This window comes from Microbacterium sp. 22215 (assembly GCF_052045655.1).
Classification (GTDB): Bacteria; Actinomycetota; Actinomycetes; order Actinomycetales; family Microbacteriaceae; genus Microbacterium; species Microbacterium phyllosphaerae.
This window is the reverse complement of sequence record NZ_JBQEPC010000003.1, coordinates 378,344-394,327: the sequence shown is the minus strand read 5'-3', so window position 1 is coordinate 394,327 and position 15,984 is coordinate 378,344. Positions and strand designations below refer to the sequence as shown.

At 69.0% G+C, this 15,984-nt stretch carries 15 protein-coding genes; 8 read left to right on the top strand and 7 right to left on the bottom strand.

The features are described 5' to 3' along the window. Positions 1–67 precede the first annotated feature (67 nt). Both ACTJKH_RS07865 and ACTJKH_RS07860 read left to right on the top strand, forming a co-directional pair. The gene (locus tag ACTJKH_RS07865) at positions 68–1,411 is read left to right on the top strand and encodes a M20/M25/M40 family metallo-hydrolase (protein WP_440736441.1); all 1,344 of its coding nucleotides are present in this window, start codon (positions 68–70) and stop codon (positions 1,409–1,411) included. Between the two features lie 58 nt (positions 1,412–1,469). Then, complete coding sequence (locus tag ACTJKH_RS07860; RefSeq protein WP_440736433.1) at positions 1,470–2,924, top strand: MFS transporter; 1,455 nt, start codon at positions 1,470–1,472, stop codon at positions 2,922–2,924. 2 nt (positions 2,925–2,926) lie between these two features. On the opposite strand, the gene ACTJKH_RS07855 is transcribed toward ACTJKH_RS07860, so the two are convergent. From ACTJKH_RS07855 to ACTJKH_RS07830, 6 genes are all read right to left on the bottom strand, one after another. Next, positions 2,927–3,184: a hypothetical protein gene (locus ACTJKH_RS07855; RefSeq protein ID WP_245340737.1), complete on the bottom strand. Its 258-nt coding sequence runs from the start codon at positions 3,182–3,184 to the stop codon at positions 2,927–2,929. A 152-nt stretch (positions 3,185–3,336) separates the two neighbouring features. Next, entirely contained in the window at positions 3,337–4,506 is a 1,170-nt protein-coding gene (locus ACTJKH_RS07850) for an RtcB family protein (RefSeq protein WP_440736432.1), read from the bottom strand. 276 nt (positions 4,507–4,782) lie between these two features. After that, on the bottom strand, positions 4,783–5,190 hold the full coding sequence (locus ACTJKH_RS07845; RefSeq protein ID WP_440736431.1) for a VOC family protein: 408 nt from the start codon (positions 5,188–5,190) through the stop codon (positions 4,783–4,785). Between the two features lie 20 nt (positions 5,191–5,210). Beyond that, positions 5,211–5,408 (bottom strand): hypothetical protein, encoded by a 198-nt coding sequence (locus ACTJKH_RS07840; RefSeq protein ID WP_210097090.1) that lies wholly within the window; start codon positions 5,406–5,408, stop codon positions 5,211–5,213. A gap of 38 nt (positions 5,409–5,446) precedes the next feature. Further along, positions 5,447–6,406 carry a DNA-3-methyladenine glycosylase family protein gene (locus ACTJKH_RS07835; RefSeq protein ID WP_440736430.1) on the bottom strand — a complete coding sequence of 320 codons (960 nt, stop codon included), beginning with the start codon at positions 6,404–6,406 and terminating at the stop codon, positions 5,447–5,449. A 34-nt stretch (positions 6,407–6,440) separates the two neighbouring features. After that, the gene (locus tag ACTJKH_RS07830; RefSeq protein ID WP_434332705.1) at positions 6,441–7,142 is read right to left on the bottom strand and encodes a winged helix-turn-helix domain-containing protein; all 702 of its coding nucleotides are present in this window, start codon (positions 7,140–7,142) and stop codon (positions 6,441–6,443) included. Positions 7,143–7,472: 330 nt separating this feature from the next. Between ACTJKH_RS07830 and ACTJKH_RS07825 the strand changes: the two genes are divergently transcribed. The 5 genes from ACTJKH_RS07825 to ACTJKH_RS07805 all read left to right on the top strand — a co-directional run bounded on the left by ACTJKH_RS07825 (position 7,473) and on the right by ACTJKH_RS07805 (position 14,388). Next, positions 7,473–7,781: a GNAT family N-acetyltransferase gene (locus ACTJKH_RS07825; protein ID WP_440736429.1), complete on the top strand. Its 309-nt coding sequence runs from the start codon at positions 7,473–7,475 to the stop codon at positions 7,779–7,781. A gap of 52 nt (positions 7,782–7,833) precedes the next feature. Then, positions 7,834–8,301 carry a DIP1984 family protein gene (locus tag ACTJKH_RS07820; protein WP_440736428.1) on the top strand — a complete coding sequence of 156 codons (468 nt, stop codon included), beginning with the start codon at positions 7,834–7,836 and terminating at the stop codon, positions 8,299–8,301. A 329-nt stretch (positions 8,302–8,630) separates the two neighbouring features. Further along, entirely contained in the window at positions 8,631–10,076 is a 1,446-nt protein-coding gene (locus ACTJKH_RS07815) for an MFS transporter (protein WP_440736427.1), read from the top strand. Between the two features lie 109 nt (positions 10,077–10,185). Then, the gene (locus ACTJKH_RS07810) at positions 10,186–11,340 is read left to right on the top strand and encodes an exonuclease SbcCD subunit D (RefSeq protein ID WP_440736426.1); all 1,155 of its coding nucleotides are present in this window, start codon (positions 10,186–10,188) and stop codon (positions 11,338–11,340) included. A 51-nt stretch (positions 11,341–11,391) separates the two neighbouring features. Next, positions 11,392–14,388: an AAA family ATPase gene (locus ACTJKH_RS07805; protein WP_440736425.1), complete on the top strand. Its 2,997-nt coding sequence runs from the start codon at positions 11,392–11,394 to the stop codon at positions 14,386–14,388. A gap of 47 nt (positions 14,389–14,435) precedes the next feature. Here ACTJKH_RS07805 and ACTJKH_RS07800 read toward each other — a convergent pair whose 3' ends face one another. Further along, positions 14,436–14,993, bottom strand: coding sequence for a phosphorylase family protein (locus tag ACTJKH_RS07800; protein WP_311244902.1), 558 nt, complete (start codon positions 14,991–14,993; stop codon positions 14,436–14,438). A gap of 112 nt (positions 14,994–15,105) precedes the next feature. Between ACTJKH_RS07800 and nadE the strand changes: the two genes are divergently transcribed. Continuing rightward, entirely contained in the window at positions 15,106–15,924 is an 819-nt protein-coding gene (gene nadE / locus ACTJKH_RS07795) for an ammonia-dependent NAD(+) synthetase (protein WP_210097098.1), read from the top strand. The last annotated feature ends 60 nt before the right edge of the window (positions 15,925–15,984 follow it).

Here is a 15,984-nt window from a genome sequence, read left to right as displayed (position 1 = left end):
CCGGCGGCGCACGGCACGAACTGCGACCGGAGCGCCCCCGCGGATGCGTCGGAGGGCCGGCGATACGATGGCCGACGTGACCGAACCTCGCCCCGGAATCGCCGAGCGCCTCTCGCAGATGATCCAGTTGCCGACGGTCTCGGCCGAGCTCGAGGAGTGCGGACCCGGGCCGTTCGAGGACTTCGTCGCGCTGATCGCCGACCTCTACCCGCTCGTGCACGAGAAGCTGACGCTCGAGCGGCACACCGACTTCGGGCTGCTGTTCCACTGGGCGGGCAGCGGTCCCGCATCCGACGGGCCCGTCGTGCTGATGGCGCACTATGACGTGGTGCCGGTCGACGAGAGCGACGCGTGGACGCATCCGCCGTTCGCCGGGGTCATCTCCGGCGGCGTCGTGTACGGCCGCGGGGCGCTCGATGACAAAGGGCCGCTGATCGTCGTGCTCGAGGCGGTCGAGAACCTGCTCGCCGACGGCTTCGTCCCGGCTCGCGACGTCTATCTGTCCTTCGGCGGGAACGAGGAGACCTACGGGCGAGCGGCGGAGGAGATCGCGCGGGTGCTCCGCGACCGCGGCATCGTCCCGTGGCTGGTCGTCGATGAGGGCGGTGCGGTCGTCGATGCTCCGTTGACTTTCGTCCCCGGACGCGCCGCCATGATCGGCGTGGGGGAGAAGGGTGTCATGACGCTCACGCTCTCGGCGCGCGGCGAGGGAGGGCACGCATCGGCGCCCCCGGCGCTGACCGCGGTGCGCCGAGTGGCACGGGCCGTCGACCGGCTCGGCCCCACCACGTTCCGTCCTCGGGCCTCCAAAGCCATCGGACGGATGCTGTCCCAGCTCGGCGCTCAGACCCCCGGGCCCGCTCGGCACCTTCTCCGTCTGCTCGGATCCGCGCCGTTCCTCACCGGGCAGGTCTTCGCGGCGCTCGGCGGCGAGCCGGCCGCACTGGTGCGCACGACCGTCGCGCCCACGATGCAGTCGGGGGGAACGGCGGCGAACGTCCTGCCCTCGCAGGCGACGGCGACCGTGAACCTGCGGATCGCGCTGGGCGAGACGACGCAGCAGACCGTGCTCCGGGTGCGCAGACGCATCCGGGATCCGCTCGTGAGCGTGATCGTCGAGGAGGCGAGCGAACCGTCTCCCGAGTCCTCGACTGACAACGTCCAGTTCGCTCTGCTCGCGGACGCGCTCGCGGTCTCGCACCCCGGCGTCCCCGCAGTGCCGTACGTGATGATGGCGGCGACGGATTCGCGTCATTTCCACCGGTTCGCGCCCGCCGTCTATCGCTTCGCGCCGCTCGACATGTCGAACGCGCAACGGGCGTCGATCCACGGCGTCGACGAGAACGTCGAGATCGCCGCCCTCGAGCGGGGGGAGCGGTTCCATCGCGCTCTCCTCGAGCGGCTAGGGTGATCTCACCGTTCTCCGGGCGCCTCAACGCTCGGATCAGCCTTTTTCTCGAGGAGCCGCGATGACGCGCAGTCGGACTCTGGGCACCCTGGCGACGGTGGTGGGATTCCTGGCCTTCGTCGAGTTCACCAGCGGTGTGCTGCAGGGCTACTACACGCCCATGCTCACCGACATCGCGCGGCACCTCGGCATCCACGATGCTGACGTCAACTGGCTCGAGGGCACGCAGCTCATGCTGTCGGCGCTCGTCGTGCCCGCGTTCGCGAAGCTCGGCGACATGGTCGGCCACAAGCGGATGCTGTTGATCTCGACCGCGTTGACCGCTGCGGCGGCGCTCGTCCTCCCCTTCACCGACTCGTTCCCTGTGTTCCTCATCGGCTGGACGCTGATGGGCTTCTACGTCGTGTGGCTGCCGCTCGAGATCGCCCTGATCTGGTCGCGCTCGCGTCGCATGGAAGGGCGCTCGTCGATCACGGCGAAGGCCGCGGGGCTCCTGGTGGCGGCGCTCGAGGGCGGAGCGATCATCGGCGCTCTGGTGGGTGGCGCGCTCATCGATGTGCTGCCCCTCACGGTCGTGCTCCTGATCCCCGCCGTGCTCATCGTCGTGTGCTTCTTCGTGATCCTGTTCGGGGTCAAGGAGTCGCCCGATCCGACCGGTGGAGTCTTCGACACGGTCGGTGTCGTCCTCATCTCGCTGGCGCTCATCTGCTTCACCGGTGGACTCAGCCTGCTGCGCCTCGAGGGCGGGCTGGTCAACCCATGGTCGTGGGCCGTCGTCGTCCTCGGTCTTCTGCTCGTCATCCCGTTCGTGCTCTGGGAGCTCCGCTGCGACGACCCGCTGATCGACGTGCGCATGTTCCGGTCACCGGCGCTCGGCCCCGTGTTCCTCACCGCGGGCCTCTTCGGGGTGAGCGTACTGGGAGCCCAAGCGCCGCTGTCGACCTTCGCTCGCACCGACCCGGGCGTGTACGGCTACGGACTCGGCACCACAGGCTTCGCCACCTCGTTGATCATCGGCCTGTACCTGATCGCGATGATCGCGGGTGCGCTGCTCTTCCCGGTGTTCGCCCGCGTCCTCACTCCACGGATCACGCTGATGGGCGCATCCCTGCTGGTGGGCATCGGGTTCCTGCTGTTCCTTCCTTTCCACGACTCGTACCTGCAGGTCGTGACGAACATGGTCGTCGTCGGACTCGGATCCGGGGCACTCGTAGCGGCTCTTCCGGCCGCCGCGGCCTCGGCGGCTCCCGCCACGCAGACGGGTGTCGCGACCGGACTCACGAACTCCGTGAAGACGGTCGGTGGGGCGATCGCTTCGTGCGTCTTCGGGATCGCGCTCCTGAACGGCGCGAGCGGCGCAGTCGAGGGCACCGCCGGATCGTTCGCGGGGTACATCACCGTCTGGGTGGTCTGCGGCGTCACCGCACTCGTCGCGGCCGCCATTCTCGTCTTCGTGCCGAAGGAGGCGTTCACCGACCGGACGGATGCCGAGGCGGTGACCGCCCCGGTGGTCTGACGTCAGTCGCGGTCGAGGCCGAAGGTGCGCTTGACGACGGCCTGCATGTCGCGGTCGAGTCCGTCGATGCGCGTGTTCACGGTGTCGAAGCGAGCGTTCATCTCTCCTCGGAGACCGCCGATCTGGGCGTTCATCTCGTTGCGGAGGCCGCCGATCTCGGTGCGGACGACGCGGATGAACAGGGTCGAGACGACGGTCATCATGCTGAGCATGAGCGCAATGAAAGAGCCGATCATCGTCCAGATCTGAGCGTCGTTCATGAGGTGCACCGTGTCATTCTCGCATCCTTCCAGGGAGGAAACCCGAATCGGTCGGCTGTATGCCGCCATCCCGTCGTGCGGGGAAAACTCTCGCGACGGGACGGAGGTGCAGGAGGAGCCGACGGACATGGTCCGCCGGCTCCTCCCTCCGCTCAATCGCCCTTGACGTTGACGAGCTGACGCAGGGTGTGCCTGATCTCGACCAGGCTCGCGGCATCCGCCATCACCTGATCGATCGGCTTGTACGCCTGCGGGATCTCGTCGATGAAGGCGCTCGTGTCGCGGAACTCGATCCCCGTCATGGCCTCGCGCAGCTGCTCGTGAGAGAACGTGCGCCGTGCCGCAGACCTCGAGTACTCACGCCCGGCGCCGTGCGGCGACGAGTTCAGCGACTGCGGGTCGCCGAGCCCCTCGACCACGTACGACGCGGTTCCCATCGAGCCGGGGATGAGCCCAGGGCGACCGGCATCCGCCTGGATCGCACCCTTCCGCGACACCCACACCTGCTTGCCGAAGTGCTTCTCGGACTCGGTGAAGTTGTGGTGGCAGTTGATGCGCTCCTGCTCGTCCACCGGCGTTCCGAGGAACTCCGACAGCTGCCGAGCGACCCGATCCATCATCTCCTCGCGGTTGAGCAGAGCGAAGCGCTGTGCCCACCGCAGTTCGCGGATGTAACGGGTGAACTCGGGAGTGCCCTCGACGAGGTACGCCAGGTCGGGGTCGGGCAGCTCGATCCACCACTGCTTCGCCAGTCTCTGCGCGACGGTGATGTGGTGGCCGGCGATCTTGTTGCCGACGCCCCGCGATCCGGAGTGCAGGAACAGCCACACCCGGTCGAGCTCGTCCACCGAGACCTCGATGAAGTGGTTTCCCGAGCCGAGGGTCCCGAGCTGCAGTCGCCAGTTCTTCGCGTACGACTCCGGGTCGAAACCGTTCGTCTCTGCGAGCGCCTCGAGCTCCGCGATGCGGGGCTCGGCGGTCGCGACCACCTTGTTGTTGTAACGTCCGGCCGACAGCGGGATCGCGCGCTCGATCTGCTCGCGCAGCTCGGCGAGATCGCGACCCGCGAGGTCGTCCTTCGTGAACTGGGTGCGGACGGCGATCATGCCGCAGCCGATGTCGACGCCGACGGCGGCGGGGATGATCGCGCCGAGCGTCGGGATGACCGAGCCGACCGTCGCTCCCTTGCCGAGATGCGCATCAGGCATGAGCGCCAGGTGCGGGTGGATGAACGGCATACGCGCGGTGGTGAGCGCCTGATCGAGCGTCTTCTCGTCGATCAGCGACGCCCACGAGAGCAGCCGTGTGGAGAGCCTCTCCATGATTCCTTTCCTTGTGTGATGTTCAGCCACAGGTCGGGAATCTCGTGAGAAACAGAAATGCCCCGAACCTGACGGTGCGGGGCATGAGGACAGCGGATGCTGTCACACGGCGCGCGCCGGAGGGTACGACTCGTAGCGGTCATTGCGCTTCGACTGAAGCGGCAAGACCGCGGTGAAGGGGAAGTTCCGCAGGGCGGGCATCCGTCGTCTCCTCGGCGTGAAAGCTGTGCGCGATCGGCACAGCTTTGCCACACTAGGGCGCGACACGCCCGGGAGTCAAGTTCGGGCGCGCGGCGGGTTGTGCATGAATTCGACCCGGATGCCGCTGTCTTCCTCGACGAACGAGGCGTAATAGTTCTCGCTGAACCGCTCGTAGATCTTGGGCTCGCGCACCACGGTCCACCCCGCGGCGACCGCGACGGCGTGCAGGCGGTCGACCTCGTCGCGGGACCCGACCGCGAACGCGAGGTGCTGCCATCCGACGCGACCGTGCACGTGCGGACCGCCGCCGTCTTCGCGCGGGGCGAAGACGATGATCTCCGTCTCCTCACCGTGGTGCCACGAGATCCCGCCCTCGGCTTCGGACCCGAACTCGTACCCGAGCGCCGTCAGCACGGGGTGGAACTGCGCTCGCCCCCGCTCCAGGTCGCCGACGGTGATGCCCAGGTGATCGAGAAGCGCCATGCGATCAGTCTCGCATCCGCTCAGAGCTCGATGCCGTGGTCCTCGTCGTTGACACCGGCGTTGCGGCCGCGGCGGGATTCGTAGCCGATGAACCAGCCGAGCCAGACGATCGCGGCCAGCAGGATGCCGAGCCACACGTTCTGGAAGATGAGGCCGATCACGATGCCGAGGATGAGAAGCCCGGCGGTGACGAGGAAGCGGAGGGTGCGGCGGGACATGGCCTCAGCCTAGAGGCGATCCTGTTCCGGCGCGCGGGTCAGCGACCGCGGTGGTCCTCAGGGGAGAGGCGCGGTCCGCGGCGCGGCTCGCTGACTCCGCTCGCGAAGATCAGCCGGATCACCCGTTGCCGGTGCCCGGCCCACGGCTCGAGGAGTTCGAGCATCCCGTCGTCGTCGGTGCGGTGGCCGGTGAGCGCGTAGCCGACCTCGTGGGCGAGGTGGTAGTCGCCGACGCTCACGGCATCCGGATCGCCGAGCGCGCGGATGCGGGTCTCGGCCGAGGTCCACAGCCCCACCCCGGGGAAGCTCGTCAGGACGAGGTCTCGGTCGTCGCCAGTGGACGCGGCCAACAGGGCACGGGAAATGCTGTCGGCGCGTTCGGCCACTCGCACGATCGTCTTCGACTGCGGTGGCTGCACCGCGACGCGATGCCAGTCCCAGGAGGGGATGCGGCGCCACTCCGCCGCCGTGGGCGCGGTGTACATCGGTCTCGGCGTCGGCCCCGGCGCACGTTCGCCGAACTTCGTGACGAGCTGTCGCCAGGCGCGGAAGGCCTCGAGACCCGTGACCTTCTGCTCGATGATCGCGCAGGCGAGAGCGTCGAAGACGACACCTGTGCGGGCGAGACGCAGCCCGCGCGTGCGGCGGGCCACCTCGGCGATGAACGGATGAGGGGACGGGTCGAAACCCGAGGGGTCGTCGTCGGCACCGCAGAGGGCGGGCACGCTGTCGAGAGCATGCTCGGCTCCTGCTCCCCACGCGGTCGCCCTGATCTCGTCGCCGTGCGCGCGGAGCGCGAGCGTCGTCGGACCCAGGGGTGTGCGCAACGCGCGCCAGATGACCGGGCCGTCTCGGACCATGGTCGGGTCACCGGGACCACGGCGAAGCATCCCCACCGTGGCGCGCAGATCGACCGGCGCGTCCGGGCGGTAGACGGTCTCCCGCGGAGGGCTCTGCGAAGCCGCGTCGGCGGCTCCGGCATCCGCGGTCAGGGTCATGCGCCCACCATACGTGGCGGGGCTGACACTCGGATCAGAAGCGGTCGGGCGAGGGAGTGCCGTGGCCGTAGCGGATGACGACGTCGGCGTGACGGTCGAAGCGGTAGCCGATGCCGCGCACGGTGCGCACGATGTCCTCGTAGCGGCCGAGCTTGGCGCGAAGGCGACGCACGTGCACGTCGATAGTGCGCTCACCCGGGGTCTCGTCGTCCTGCGCCTGCCACAGCGCCGAGACGAGCTCGCTGCGCTCGATCGTGCGTCCCTCGCGGAGCACGAGGTACTGCAGCAGCTCGAACTCCTTGTAGGTGAAGGCCGCAGACTCCCCGTCGATCAGGACGCGCTTGCGCGAGATGTCGACGACGACGCCACCCTCTTCGTCGGTGGTCTCCTCCTCGGCCGCGGCCTTGGTGCGGGCGATCGCGCCGGGCTCGTGCAGTGCGAGGCGGACGACGTCGAGGTCGCGGCCTCCGGACCCGTGCGGTGCGAGGGCGACGGTGGCGTGGGTCTCCGCACCGGGCGCCAGTTCGGCGAGGGTGCGACGCAGAGCGTCGACGAGAAGCGGAAGGCTGACGCCGGCCTCGGCCGCCTTGATCTCGTCGAGTCCGACGTAGAGCGCGAAGCCGCGGGGCGAGCGGACGGCGGGAAGATCAGCATCGAGCGGTGCGGTCGTGGGGGCTGACGCGGTGCGGACAGCGGCGGAGACGGCGGGACGCTCGAGAAGTGCGATGTTCGACATGATGATGAAGTCCTCAGGACGTGAGCCGGAGAGAGGCTCTGATGCGTTGCATGAATGACCGGGCGAGCCGGAAGAGCGAGCAAAGGGTGGATGCTCGAAGACCTGTACCTCGCAGATCGCGAGAAGTCAGGTCAGACGGAGTGGCTGTTCGTTCAGCGACACATTCGGCAACACATGCCAACGCGACCGGGCATCATCATCCCGGCAGTCCTGTTCGCCTCCTGGGCGGACAAAGGGCTTGCGTTGGTAGTCATGGGGGGATTATGTCGGAAGAAGTCCGCGCGTGTCAAAACGGCCGTCGGTGCCGAGTGCGGGCGTAACGTGGTTCGGGTGACCACCTCGACCCTCGCCTCCGGCTTCATCCTCACCGACGAGAAGGACGCATCGCGGTACACGCTGACGCGAGACGGGCAGCTCGTCAGCGTGCTCGACTACCGTGACGACGGACGCACGATCGCGCTCACGAGAGCGTTCACAATCCCGACTTTCCGCGGCCACGGCTATGCCGGCACGGTCGTCGAGGGTGCTGTCGCCGACATCGAGGCGCGGGGCGATCGCAAGGTCGACGCCGTCTGCTGGTACGTCTCGGACTGGTTCTCGGCACACCCCGAACACGCGTCGCTCCTCCGTTCGCGCTGATCCGTGCCGTGTGACGCTGTGTTACGGAGCGGCGTCCTGCCAGGATGAAGGCATGAAACTCGCAGAGGCCCTCACCGCCCGCGCCGATCTGCAGCGTCGCATCGAGCAGTTGCGCGCGCGCATCACCGCGAACGCCCGCTATCAGGAAGGCGAGGAACCGGCGGAGGACGCGTCGGCTCTGCTCGTCGAAGCTGACGCCGCCCTGGAGCAGCTCCGCGACCTGATCAGACGGATCAACGCGACCAACTCCCGGCTCGACCTCGGCGCCGACGGGACGATGACGGATGCGCTCGCCGCGCGTGACGTGCTCCGTCTGCAGCATTCTCTGCTCGCGGACGCCGCCGCCGCGGCATCCGGCGCGAACGACCAGTTCCTCCGTCAGATGCGCTCGGAACTGCGGCAGATCTCCGCGCTCCCCGTGGCCGAGCTGCGCTCGCGCGCGGATGCGGTCGCGCAGGAGCTGCGCGAACTCGACAATCGGATCCAGCAGGCGAACTGGCTACACGACCTGAAGGAGTGAAGAGCGGAAGTCGGTAGTCACGACGAGGCGGGCACAACCCCAGCCGGAGGGGCAATTCCGGCACATGTCGGGCGGAGGGCAGCCCAGATTCGCATCGCGCAGCCCCGCACCCCGCACATGTGATCGCGCATCGCGCATCTCGCATCACCACGTGCCGATCATCGTGACGAGGGTGGGTCAGGGGACCTTCCGCTCGTACTCACACAGCCTCACCTCGGGTACTACGGATCTTCTGCTCAGCCCCGTCGGCTGAGGTGGTCAGGCGCTCTCAGCGCGCTGGTCCGAGGCTCGAAACCTCCGGCATCGTTCCCGACACCGGAGGTTCTTCCATGTCATCGTCCTTGCGCGCCCGCCCCCAGGCCAAGTGGTGGGCGCTCGCCGTCATCTCTCTCACGCAGCTGATCGTCGTCCTCGACGGCACCATCGTCAGCATCGCTCTCCCGAGCGCGCAGGCTGCCCTCGGCCTCAGCGACGGCCAACGACAGTGGGTCGTCACCGCCTACGCCCTCGCGTTCGGCGCGCTGCTGCTGCTCGGCGGTCGCATCGCCGACTACGTCGGTCGCAAGCGCACCTTCATGATCGGCATGGTCGGTTTCGGCGCGGCCTCCCTCTTCGGCGGGCTCGCACAGCAGGGGTGGGAGCTCATCCTCGCGCGCGGTCTGCAGGGCGGCTTCGCCGCGCTTCTCGCGCCGGCTGCCCTCGCCCTGCTGACGGTGGCCTTCCCGTCGGGACGCGAGCGGAACACCGCGTTCGCGGTCTTCGGAACCGTCGCCGGAACCGGCGCCGCGATCGGACTGCTGCTCGGCGGTTTCCTCACCGAGTTCGCCGACTGGCGCTGGTGTCTGCTGGTCAACCTCTTCTTCGTGGCCGTCGGTCTCGTCGGCGGTGCGCTCTTCCTCACCGAGAGCCGCGCCGAGGGCGACAACCGCTACGACGTGTGGGGTGCGATCACCGTGACCCTCGGACTCGGTGCGCTCGTCTACGGATTCAGCCTGGCCGAGAACGGCTGGGGCGACCCGCTGACCATCGGGTTCCTCGCACTCGGTGTCGTGCTGCTCGGTGCGTTCGTATGGGTCGAGAGCCGGGTGGCCCAGCCGCTGCTGCCGCTGCGCGTCGTCGCCGATCGCGTCCGCGGGGGCGCCTTCCTGATCCAGGCCATCGCCGGCGCGATCATGATCGGGGCCACGCTCTACCTGACCTTCCACCTCCAGTTCGTGCTCGGGATGGGCGCGCTCCCGGCGGGTGCAGCGACACTTCCGCTGCCGATCGCCACGATGATCATCGCGCCCATCGCGACGAAGCTCCTCACCGTCATCGGACCGCGGCCGATGCTCGTCGTCAAGCCGCTGATCGCGGCGGCCGGTCTGTTCCTGCTGTCGGGCATCACCCCGGACGGGGCATACATCGTGCAGATCGCCCCGGCGCTCGTGCTCCTCGGGATCGGCATGGGCTTCGTGTTCATCCCGCTGCAGAACCTCGCCCTCACGGGAGTCGCGCCGCACGACGCGGGGGTCGCATCGGCCGTTGCCAACTCCACGATGCAGATCGGCGGATCGATCGGGCTGTCGGTGTTCACGGCCGTGTACGCGGCTTCGGTGGGCGGGCATGCGCAGGCGGACCTCACGCCATGGCAGCTCACCGAGGCGTACGGCTGGATCTTCATCGTCGCGTCGATCCTCATGGTCGTGGCCGCCGTGATCGCCGCCATCATGGTGCGCGGCACGAAGGACGAACTGATGCCGGCGCAGCCGGGAATGGCGGTCGGCGCGCACTGAGGCGCTCGCGGCGTCCGTCCCGCTCGGGATCCGGTCGGATCCGGTGTCAGGAACGGATGCCGCGGCACGCCTCGGACCGAATGTCGGTGGGGCTTCGTACCGTGTGAGTATGCGCATCCTGCACACCTCCGACTGGCACATCGGCCGCACCTTCCATGGCAACTCGACCATGGACGCGCTGGCCGAGGTGCTCGGGGCGCTCACCGAGCAGGTGCGGGAGAACGCTGTCGACGTCGTGATCGTCGCGGGTGACGTCTTCGACTCCGCGACGCCGGCGGGCGCTGCGTACACGCTGCTCGGCGACGCCCTGGTCGCGCTGCACGAGACGGGCGCGCGAGTGATCGTCACGAGCGGCAACCATGACTCCGCCGCTCGGCTCGGATTCCAGGCGCGTCTGCTGCGCGACGGCATCCATGTCCTCACCGACCCGCTCGCGATCGGCACACCGGTGACGCTGGCGGATGCCGACGGGCCGGTGCACTTCTACGGCATCCCGTACCTCGAGCCCGCGATCGTGCGTCAGCACTGGAGCGGGGTCGAGCTGCGCACCCAGGCGCAGACGCTCGCGCACGCGATGGATCTCGTCCGTGCCGGGATGGGGGAGCACCCCGGTCGATCCGTCGCGATCGCACACTGCTTCGCAGCGGGGGTCGACGCGACTCTGGGCCTGGAGCGCGAGGTCCGCCAGGGCGGGCTCGACGTCGTCCCGCTGTCGGTCTTCGACGGTCCGGACTACGTCGCCCTCGGCCACATCCACGGGCGACAGCAGATCAGCGACCGCGTGCGCTATTCGGGCGCACCCCTGCACTACAGCTTCGGCGAGCAGAGCAAGCCGCGCGGATCATGGCTCGTCGAGCTCGACGCGGCGGGGCTCGCCTCGGTCGACTGGCTCGACCTGCCCGTCCCTCGTCGGCTGGTCACGCTCACCGGCACGCTCGACGAGATCCTGTCCGACGAGAACGTGGCGGCGCACGCAGGCGACTGGGTGTGCGCGGTGTACACCGACGCCCTCGCTCAGACCGAGCCGATGCGTCGACTGCGCGACCGGTATCCGCACTGCGCGATGGTGCAGCACCAGCCGTCCGAGACGGCGGAGCGGATCGAACGCTCCTACGTCGAGCGACTCCGCGGTGCGGTCACCGACCCCGAGCGCATTGAAGCCTTCCTCGAACATGTCCGATCAGGGCACGGTCCGAGTGCGCGCGAGGGCGAGCTGATCCGCGAGGTGCTCGACGACCGCGTGCGCGCAGAAGCGCTGATCTAGTCCGGTGATGATTCGACATGGCCACGCTCTGACAGCGAAGACGGTGCGCTGATGCAGCTGCACCGACTCCAGGTCGAGGGATTCGGCCCCTTCCGTGACCGTCAAGTCGTGGATTTCGACGCATTCGCCGACGACGGCATCTTCCTGATCGCCGGGCGCACCGGCGCCGGAAAATCGAGCATCCTCGATGCCGTGTGCTTCGGACTCTACGGCGGGGTGCCGCGATACGAGGGGGGCGAGAAGAGGCTCCGCAGCGATCACTGCGAACCCGACGATGTGACGGAGGTCGTGGTCGAGTTCAGCACCTCGGCAGGACGCTACCGTGTCACTCGGTCGCCCGAGTACGAGCGGCCCAAGAAGCGCGGCGGAGGCCTGACGGTGCAGCCCGCCGCCGTGCAGCTCGACACGCTCGTCGGTGGGGAATGGGTGGGGCTGGCCGCGAAGGAGCGCGAAGCCGCCTACGAGCTCGATGAGATCCTGCAGCTGAGTCGTGAGCAGTTCCTCCAGGTCATCCTGCTCGCTCAGAACCGCTTCTCGGAGTTCCTGCTCGCGGGAAGCAAAGATCGGCAGGCGCTGCTGCGGCGTCTGTTCGGTACGGAGCGCTTCGAAGACGTGCAGGCTCGATTCGATGAGCGACGCAAGGCCGCGGAACACTCGCTGGGCGCACGACTGGCGACCGTCTCGGCGAGGCTCGACGAGGGCGAGCGGCTCGTGTCGAAGGCCGAGCTCGGTCCTGGCGCCGTCGACTCGCCCGACGGCGAGATCGGCACCGAAGAGCCGGGTGCGGTGGCGACCACCGACGAGCGTCTCGAAGGCTTGAGACAGGCGAAGGCGCGCGCGGACTATCGCGCCGAGCGGCGGGCGGCTGAGCGCCTCGACGCCGAGAGACTCTCCGTCGAGGCCGATGCGGCGCTTGCGACGCTGCGTGACGAGCAGCGCGCGCAGGTCGAGCGAGACCGCGCCAGACTCGCACTCGCGCGACTCGAGGCCGAGGAGCCGTCGATCCGCGACGCACGCGTGGAGTGGGAGAACGCCAGAGCGGCCGAGGTGCTGCGCGGCCCGATCGACGCGGCGGTCAAGGCGAGTGCCGCGCTCGACGCCGCGGTCGCGGCGGAGACACGGGCCCGAGCCGCCTGGGAAACGCACGGCATCGAGGTCGGTGACCTTGCCGTCTGGGCTGCCGAACGCACGAAGCTGACGGGGGCATGGGAGCGGGCGGCGGAGCTGGAGAGGTCGGCCCCAGGGCTCGACGCGGAGCTCGCCGCAGCCGTCGATGCGCTGACGGAGGCGAAGATCCGCGTCGAGGCGGGCGCGGCCGAGCGTGCGGCGCTTCCCGCGCAGCTCGACGAGCTCACTCGTGAGCGCGACGACGCGCGCCGGGTCGCCGACCGCACGAACGACCTGGCCACTGCGCGAGACGCCGCAGCCGCACGCCATGCGGCTGCGCTCGAGGTGGCCCGACTCGAGGTCGACCGCATCACGGCGGAGCGGGCGCTCGCCGACGCGAGCGCCTCGCTGGCCTCCGCACAGTCGCTGCTCGCGCGACTGCGACAGCGTCGACTCGACGGTTTCGCCGGTGAGCTGGCCACCGCCTTGCGCGAGGGCGACGCGTGTCCGGTCTGCGGTTCGCGCGAGCATCCGGCGCCGGCCGTCCATGCAGATCCCGTCTCCGCGGATGACATCGATGAGGCGGAGTCCGAACGCGACCGCCTCGCCCGGGGCGAACGAGCGGCGGCGGAGCTCGTGTCGACGTTGCGCGCCGAGCTCGCCGCGGCCGTGACGAGGGCAGACGGCAAGGATGCCGAGTCCGCGGCTGCTGAGCTCTCGCTCGCGACGGAAGAGCATGCGCAGGGCATCGCCGCGATCGAGCGGATGCGAAACCTTGACGAGGTGCGCGACACGCTGATCGAGCGCATCCACCGACTCGACGCCGAACACGACGCCGACGCCACGGCTCTCGCCACGGCCCGCGAGACACAGGTGCTGCTCGCGCAGCGGGTCGCCGAGACGCACGCGGCGGTCGCCGAAGCCCGGGGCGAGTTCTCGTCGGTGGCAGACCGACTGGCCGCGACGACCGCCGAGATCGCTGCGGCCGTCGCGCTGGTCGAGACGTCTGCGGAAACGGTGCGCAGAGCCGAGACCGCGACGGCGGCGAGGGCCGAACAGGACGCCGCGCTCGAGGCATCGGTCTTCGACGACGCCGCGGGTGCAGAGGCAGCCCTCCGATCCGCCGCCGCGATGACCGCCCTCGAGAACCGGATCACCAGGCACGCGGTGCAGCGAGAGAAGGAGCGGGCGATCCTGCTCGATCTCGAGCTCCGCACGCTTCCCGAGGAGCCGATCGACCTCGAACCCGCGGAGCAGGAATCACGGGCCGCGCGTCAGAGGTGGACGACGGCGGTCGACGACGCGGGGAGAGCTGCGGGCGTGGCCGACCAGCTCACCGCGATCATCGATTCCGCCGCCGCCGAGCACGCGCGCGTCGCAGGCGACTCGGCCGACTTCGAGATCCTTCGAGGACTGGCCGACACCATCGCGGGCCGCGGGGCGAACACGCGCAAGATGACCCTCGAGACGTTCGTCCTCGCTGCCGAACTCGAAGAGATCGTCGACGCGGCGAACCGTCGCCTCGGTGACATGTCGACCGGGCGCTTTCAGCTCCGGCACTCCGATGCCCTCGCCGCTCGCGGAGCGGCGTCGGGCCTGGGCATCGTCGTGTTCGACGCCTTCACCGGACAGACGCGCCCGGCGCAGTCGCTCTCCGGCGGAGAGACGTTCCTCAGCTCACTCGCGCTGGCACTCGGTCTCGCCGAGGTCGTCACGGCGCGTGCGGGCGGCATCCGTCTCGACACGCTGTTCATCGACGAGGGGTTCGGTTCCCTCGACGGCGACACGCTCGACATCGCGATGCGCACGCTCGACGAGCTCAGGCAGGGCGGCCGCACGGTGGGCGTGATCAGCCACGTCGAGGCGATGCAGGAGCAGATCCCGGCGCAGCTCCGAGTGCGTGCGACGTCGGAGGGACCGAGCGTCATCGAATCGCGCTGAGGTCCGCGCCATCCTCGCCGGACCCGTCGGTCAGCGGAGCATCATCCTCAGACGCCGTACTCCCGGCGGATCACCTCTCGCAGTTGCACGCTGCACCGCGCGATCGCCTCGCGGAAGTCGACCAGTGCGCCGTCTTCGGCCCGGTCGGAGATCGCACGGAACGCGCGGATCGGCACACCGAACTGCTGCGCGACCCAGATGTACGCGTAGGTCTCCATGTCGACCAGGCCTGCGCCGGACGGTCGGATGACGGCGGTGATCCCGGCATCTCCGACGAAACTGTCGCCGGTCGCGATCAGCACGCCCTCGCGGCCGGTCGACACGCGAGCGGGCAGAGACACGTGCTGACCTGCGACACCGTCGAGGTCGAACACGTCGTGCTGCAGTGCGCTGCCGATCTCATGCGCGGTCGCTTCGAGTTCAGGGTCGATGCCGCCGGCGGTTCCGACGACCACCACCTCGGAATACTCCTTGGCATCGAGCGCACGGGTCAGCGCGAACACGGCCTGCATCTTGCCCTCGCCGGTCACGAGCTGATCGAACCCCTCGAGCTCCTCGGGGAACGCTGCGAGTTCGGAGGCCATGGCTGCGACGAGAAGTTTCACCCAGCCATCCTCTCAGGTGGATCGGCCGCCGCGGAGCCGCCCGCGCGCCGTCGACGTCATCTCGATGTAACACTGGGGGAGGATACTGACGTCGGGCAGACCGGAGGAAGACATGACCCTGCAGCAGCAGATCTCTGAAGCACTCGGTGTGAAGTCCGAGATCGACCCCGAAGTCGAGGTGGAGCGCCGTGTGGGGTTCCTCGTCGACTATCTGCGCACGACGGGAGCGAAGGGCTTCGTGCTCGGGATCTCCGGCGGGCAGGACTCGACCCTCGCCGGTCGCCTGGCGCAGCTCGCCGTCGAGCGTGTGCGCGCCGAGGGCGGAGAGGCGAAGTTCCTCGCCGTGCGTCTGCCGTACCGGGTGCAGAAGGATGCGGCGGATGCCGAGGCCGCGCTCGAGTTCATCGCACCGGACGCCTCGGTCGAGGTGAACATCCAGAACGGCGTCGACGGCGTCGAGGAGGACATCGAGTTCGCCGTCACGAGCGACATCAGCGACTTCAACCGCGGAAACATCAAGGCGCGCGTGCGCATGGTGACGCAGTACGCGCTCGCCGGGCACGACGGTCTCATCGTCATCGGCACCGACCATGCCGCGGAGGCGGTCACGGGCTTCTACACGAAGTTCGGTGACGGCGCGGCCGACATCCTTCCGCTGTCGGGCCTCAGCAAGCGCCAGGGGCGCTCGCTGCTCCTCCTGCTCGGAGCGCCCGATCGACTCGCGTACAAGGTGCCGACGGCCGACCTCCTCGACGGTCAGCCCGGCCGAGCCGACGAGGACGAGCTGGGGCTCACGTACGAGCAGATCGACGACTTCCTCGAGGGGCGATCCGTCGACCCCGAGGTCGCGGGGCGCATCGAATCGCGCTACCTCGCGACCCAGCACAAGCGTCACCTTCCGGTCACTCCCGACGACACCTGGTGGCGCTGACACGGCCTGCACGGTGAGCCCGTGTCGGATGCCGCGGCTAGTGTCGAAGCATCCGAGAGA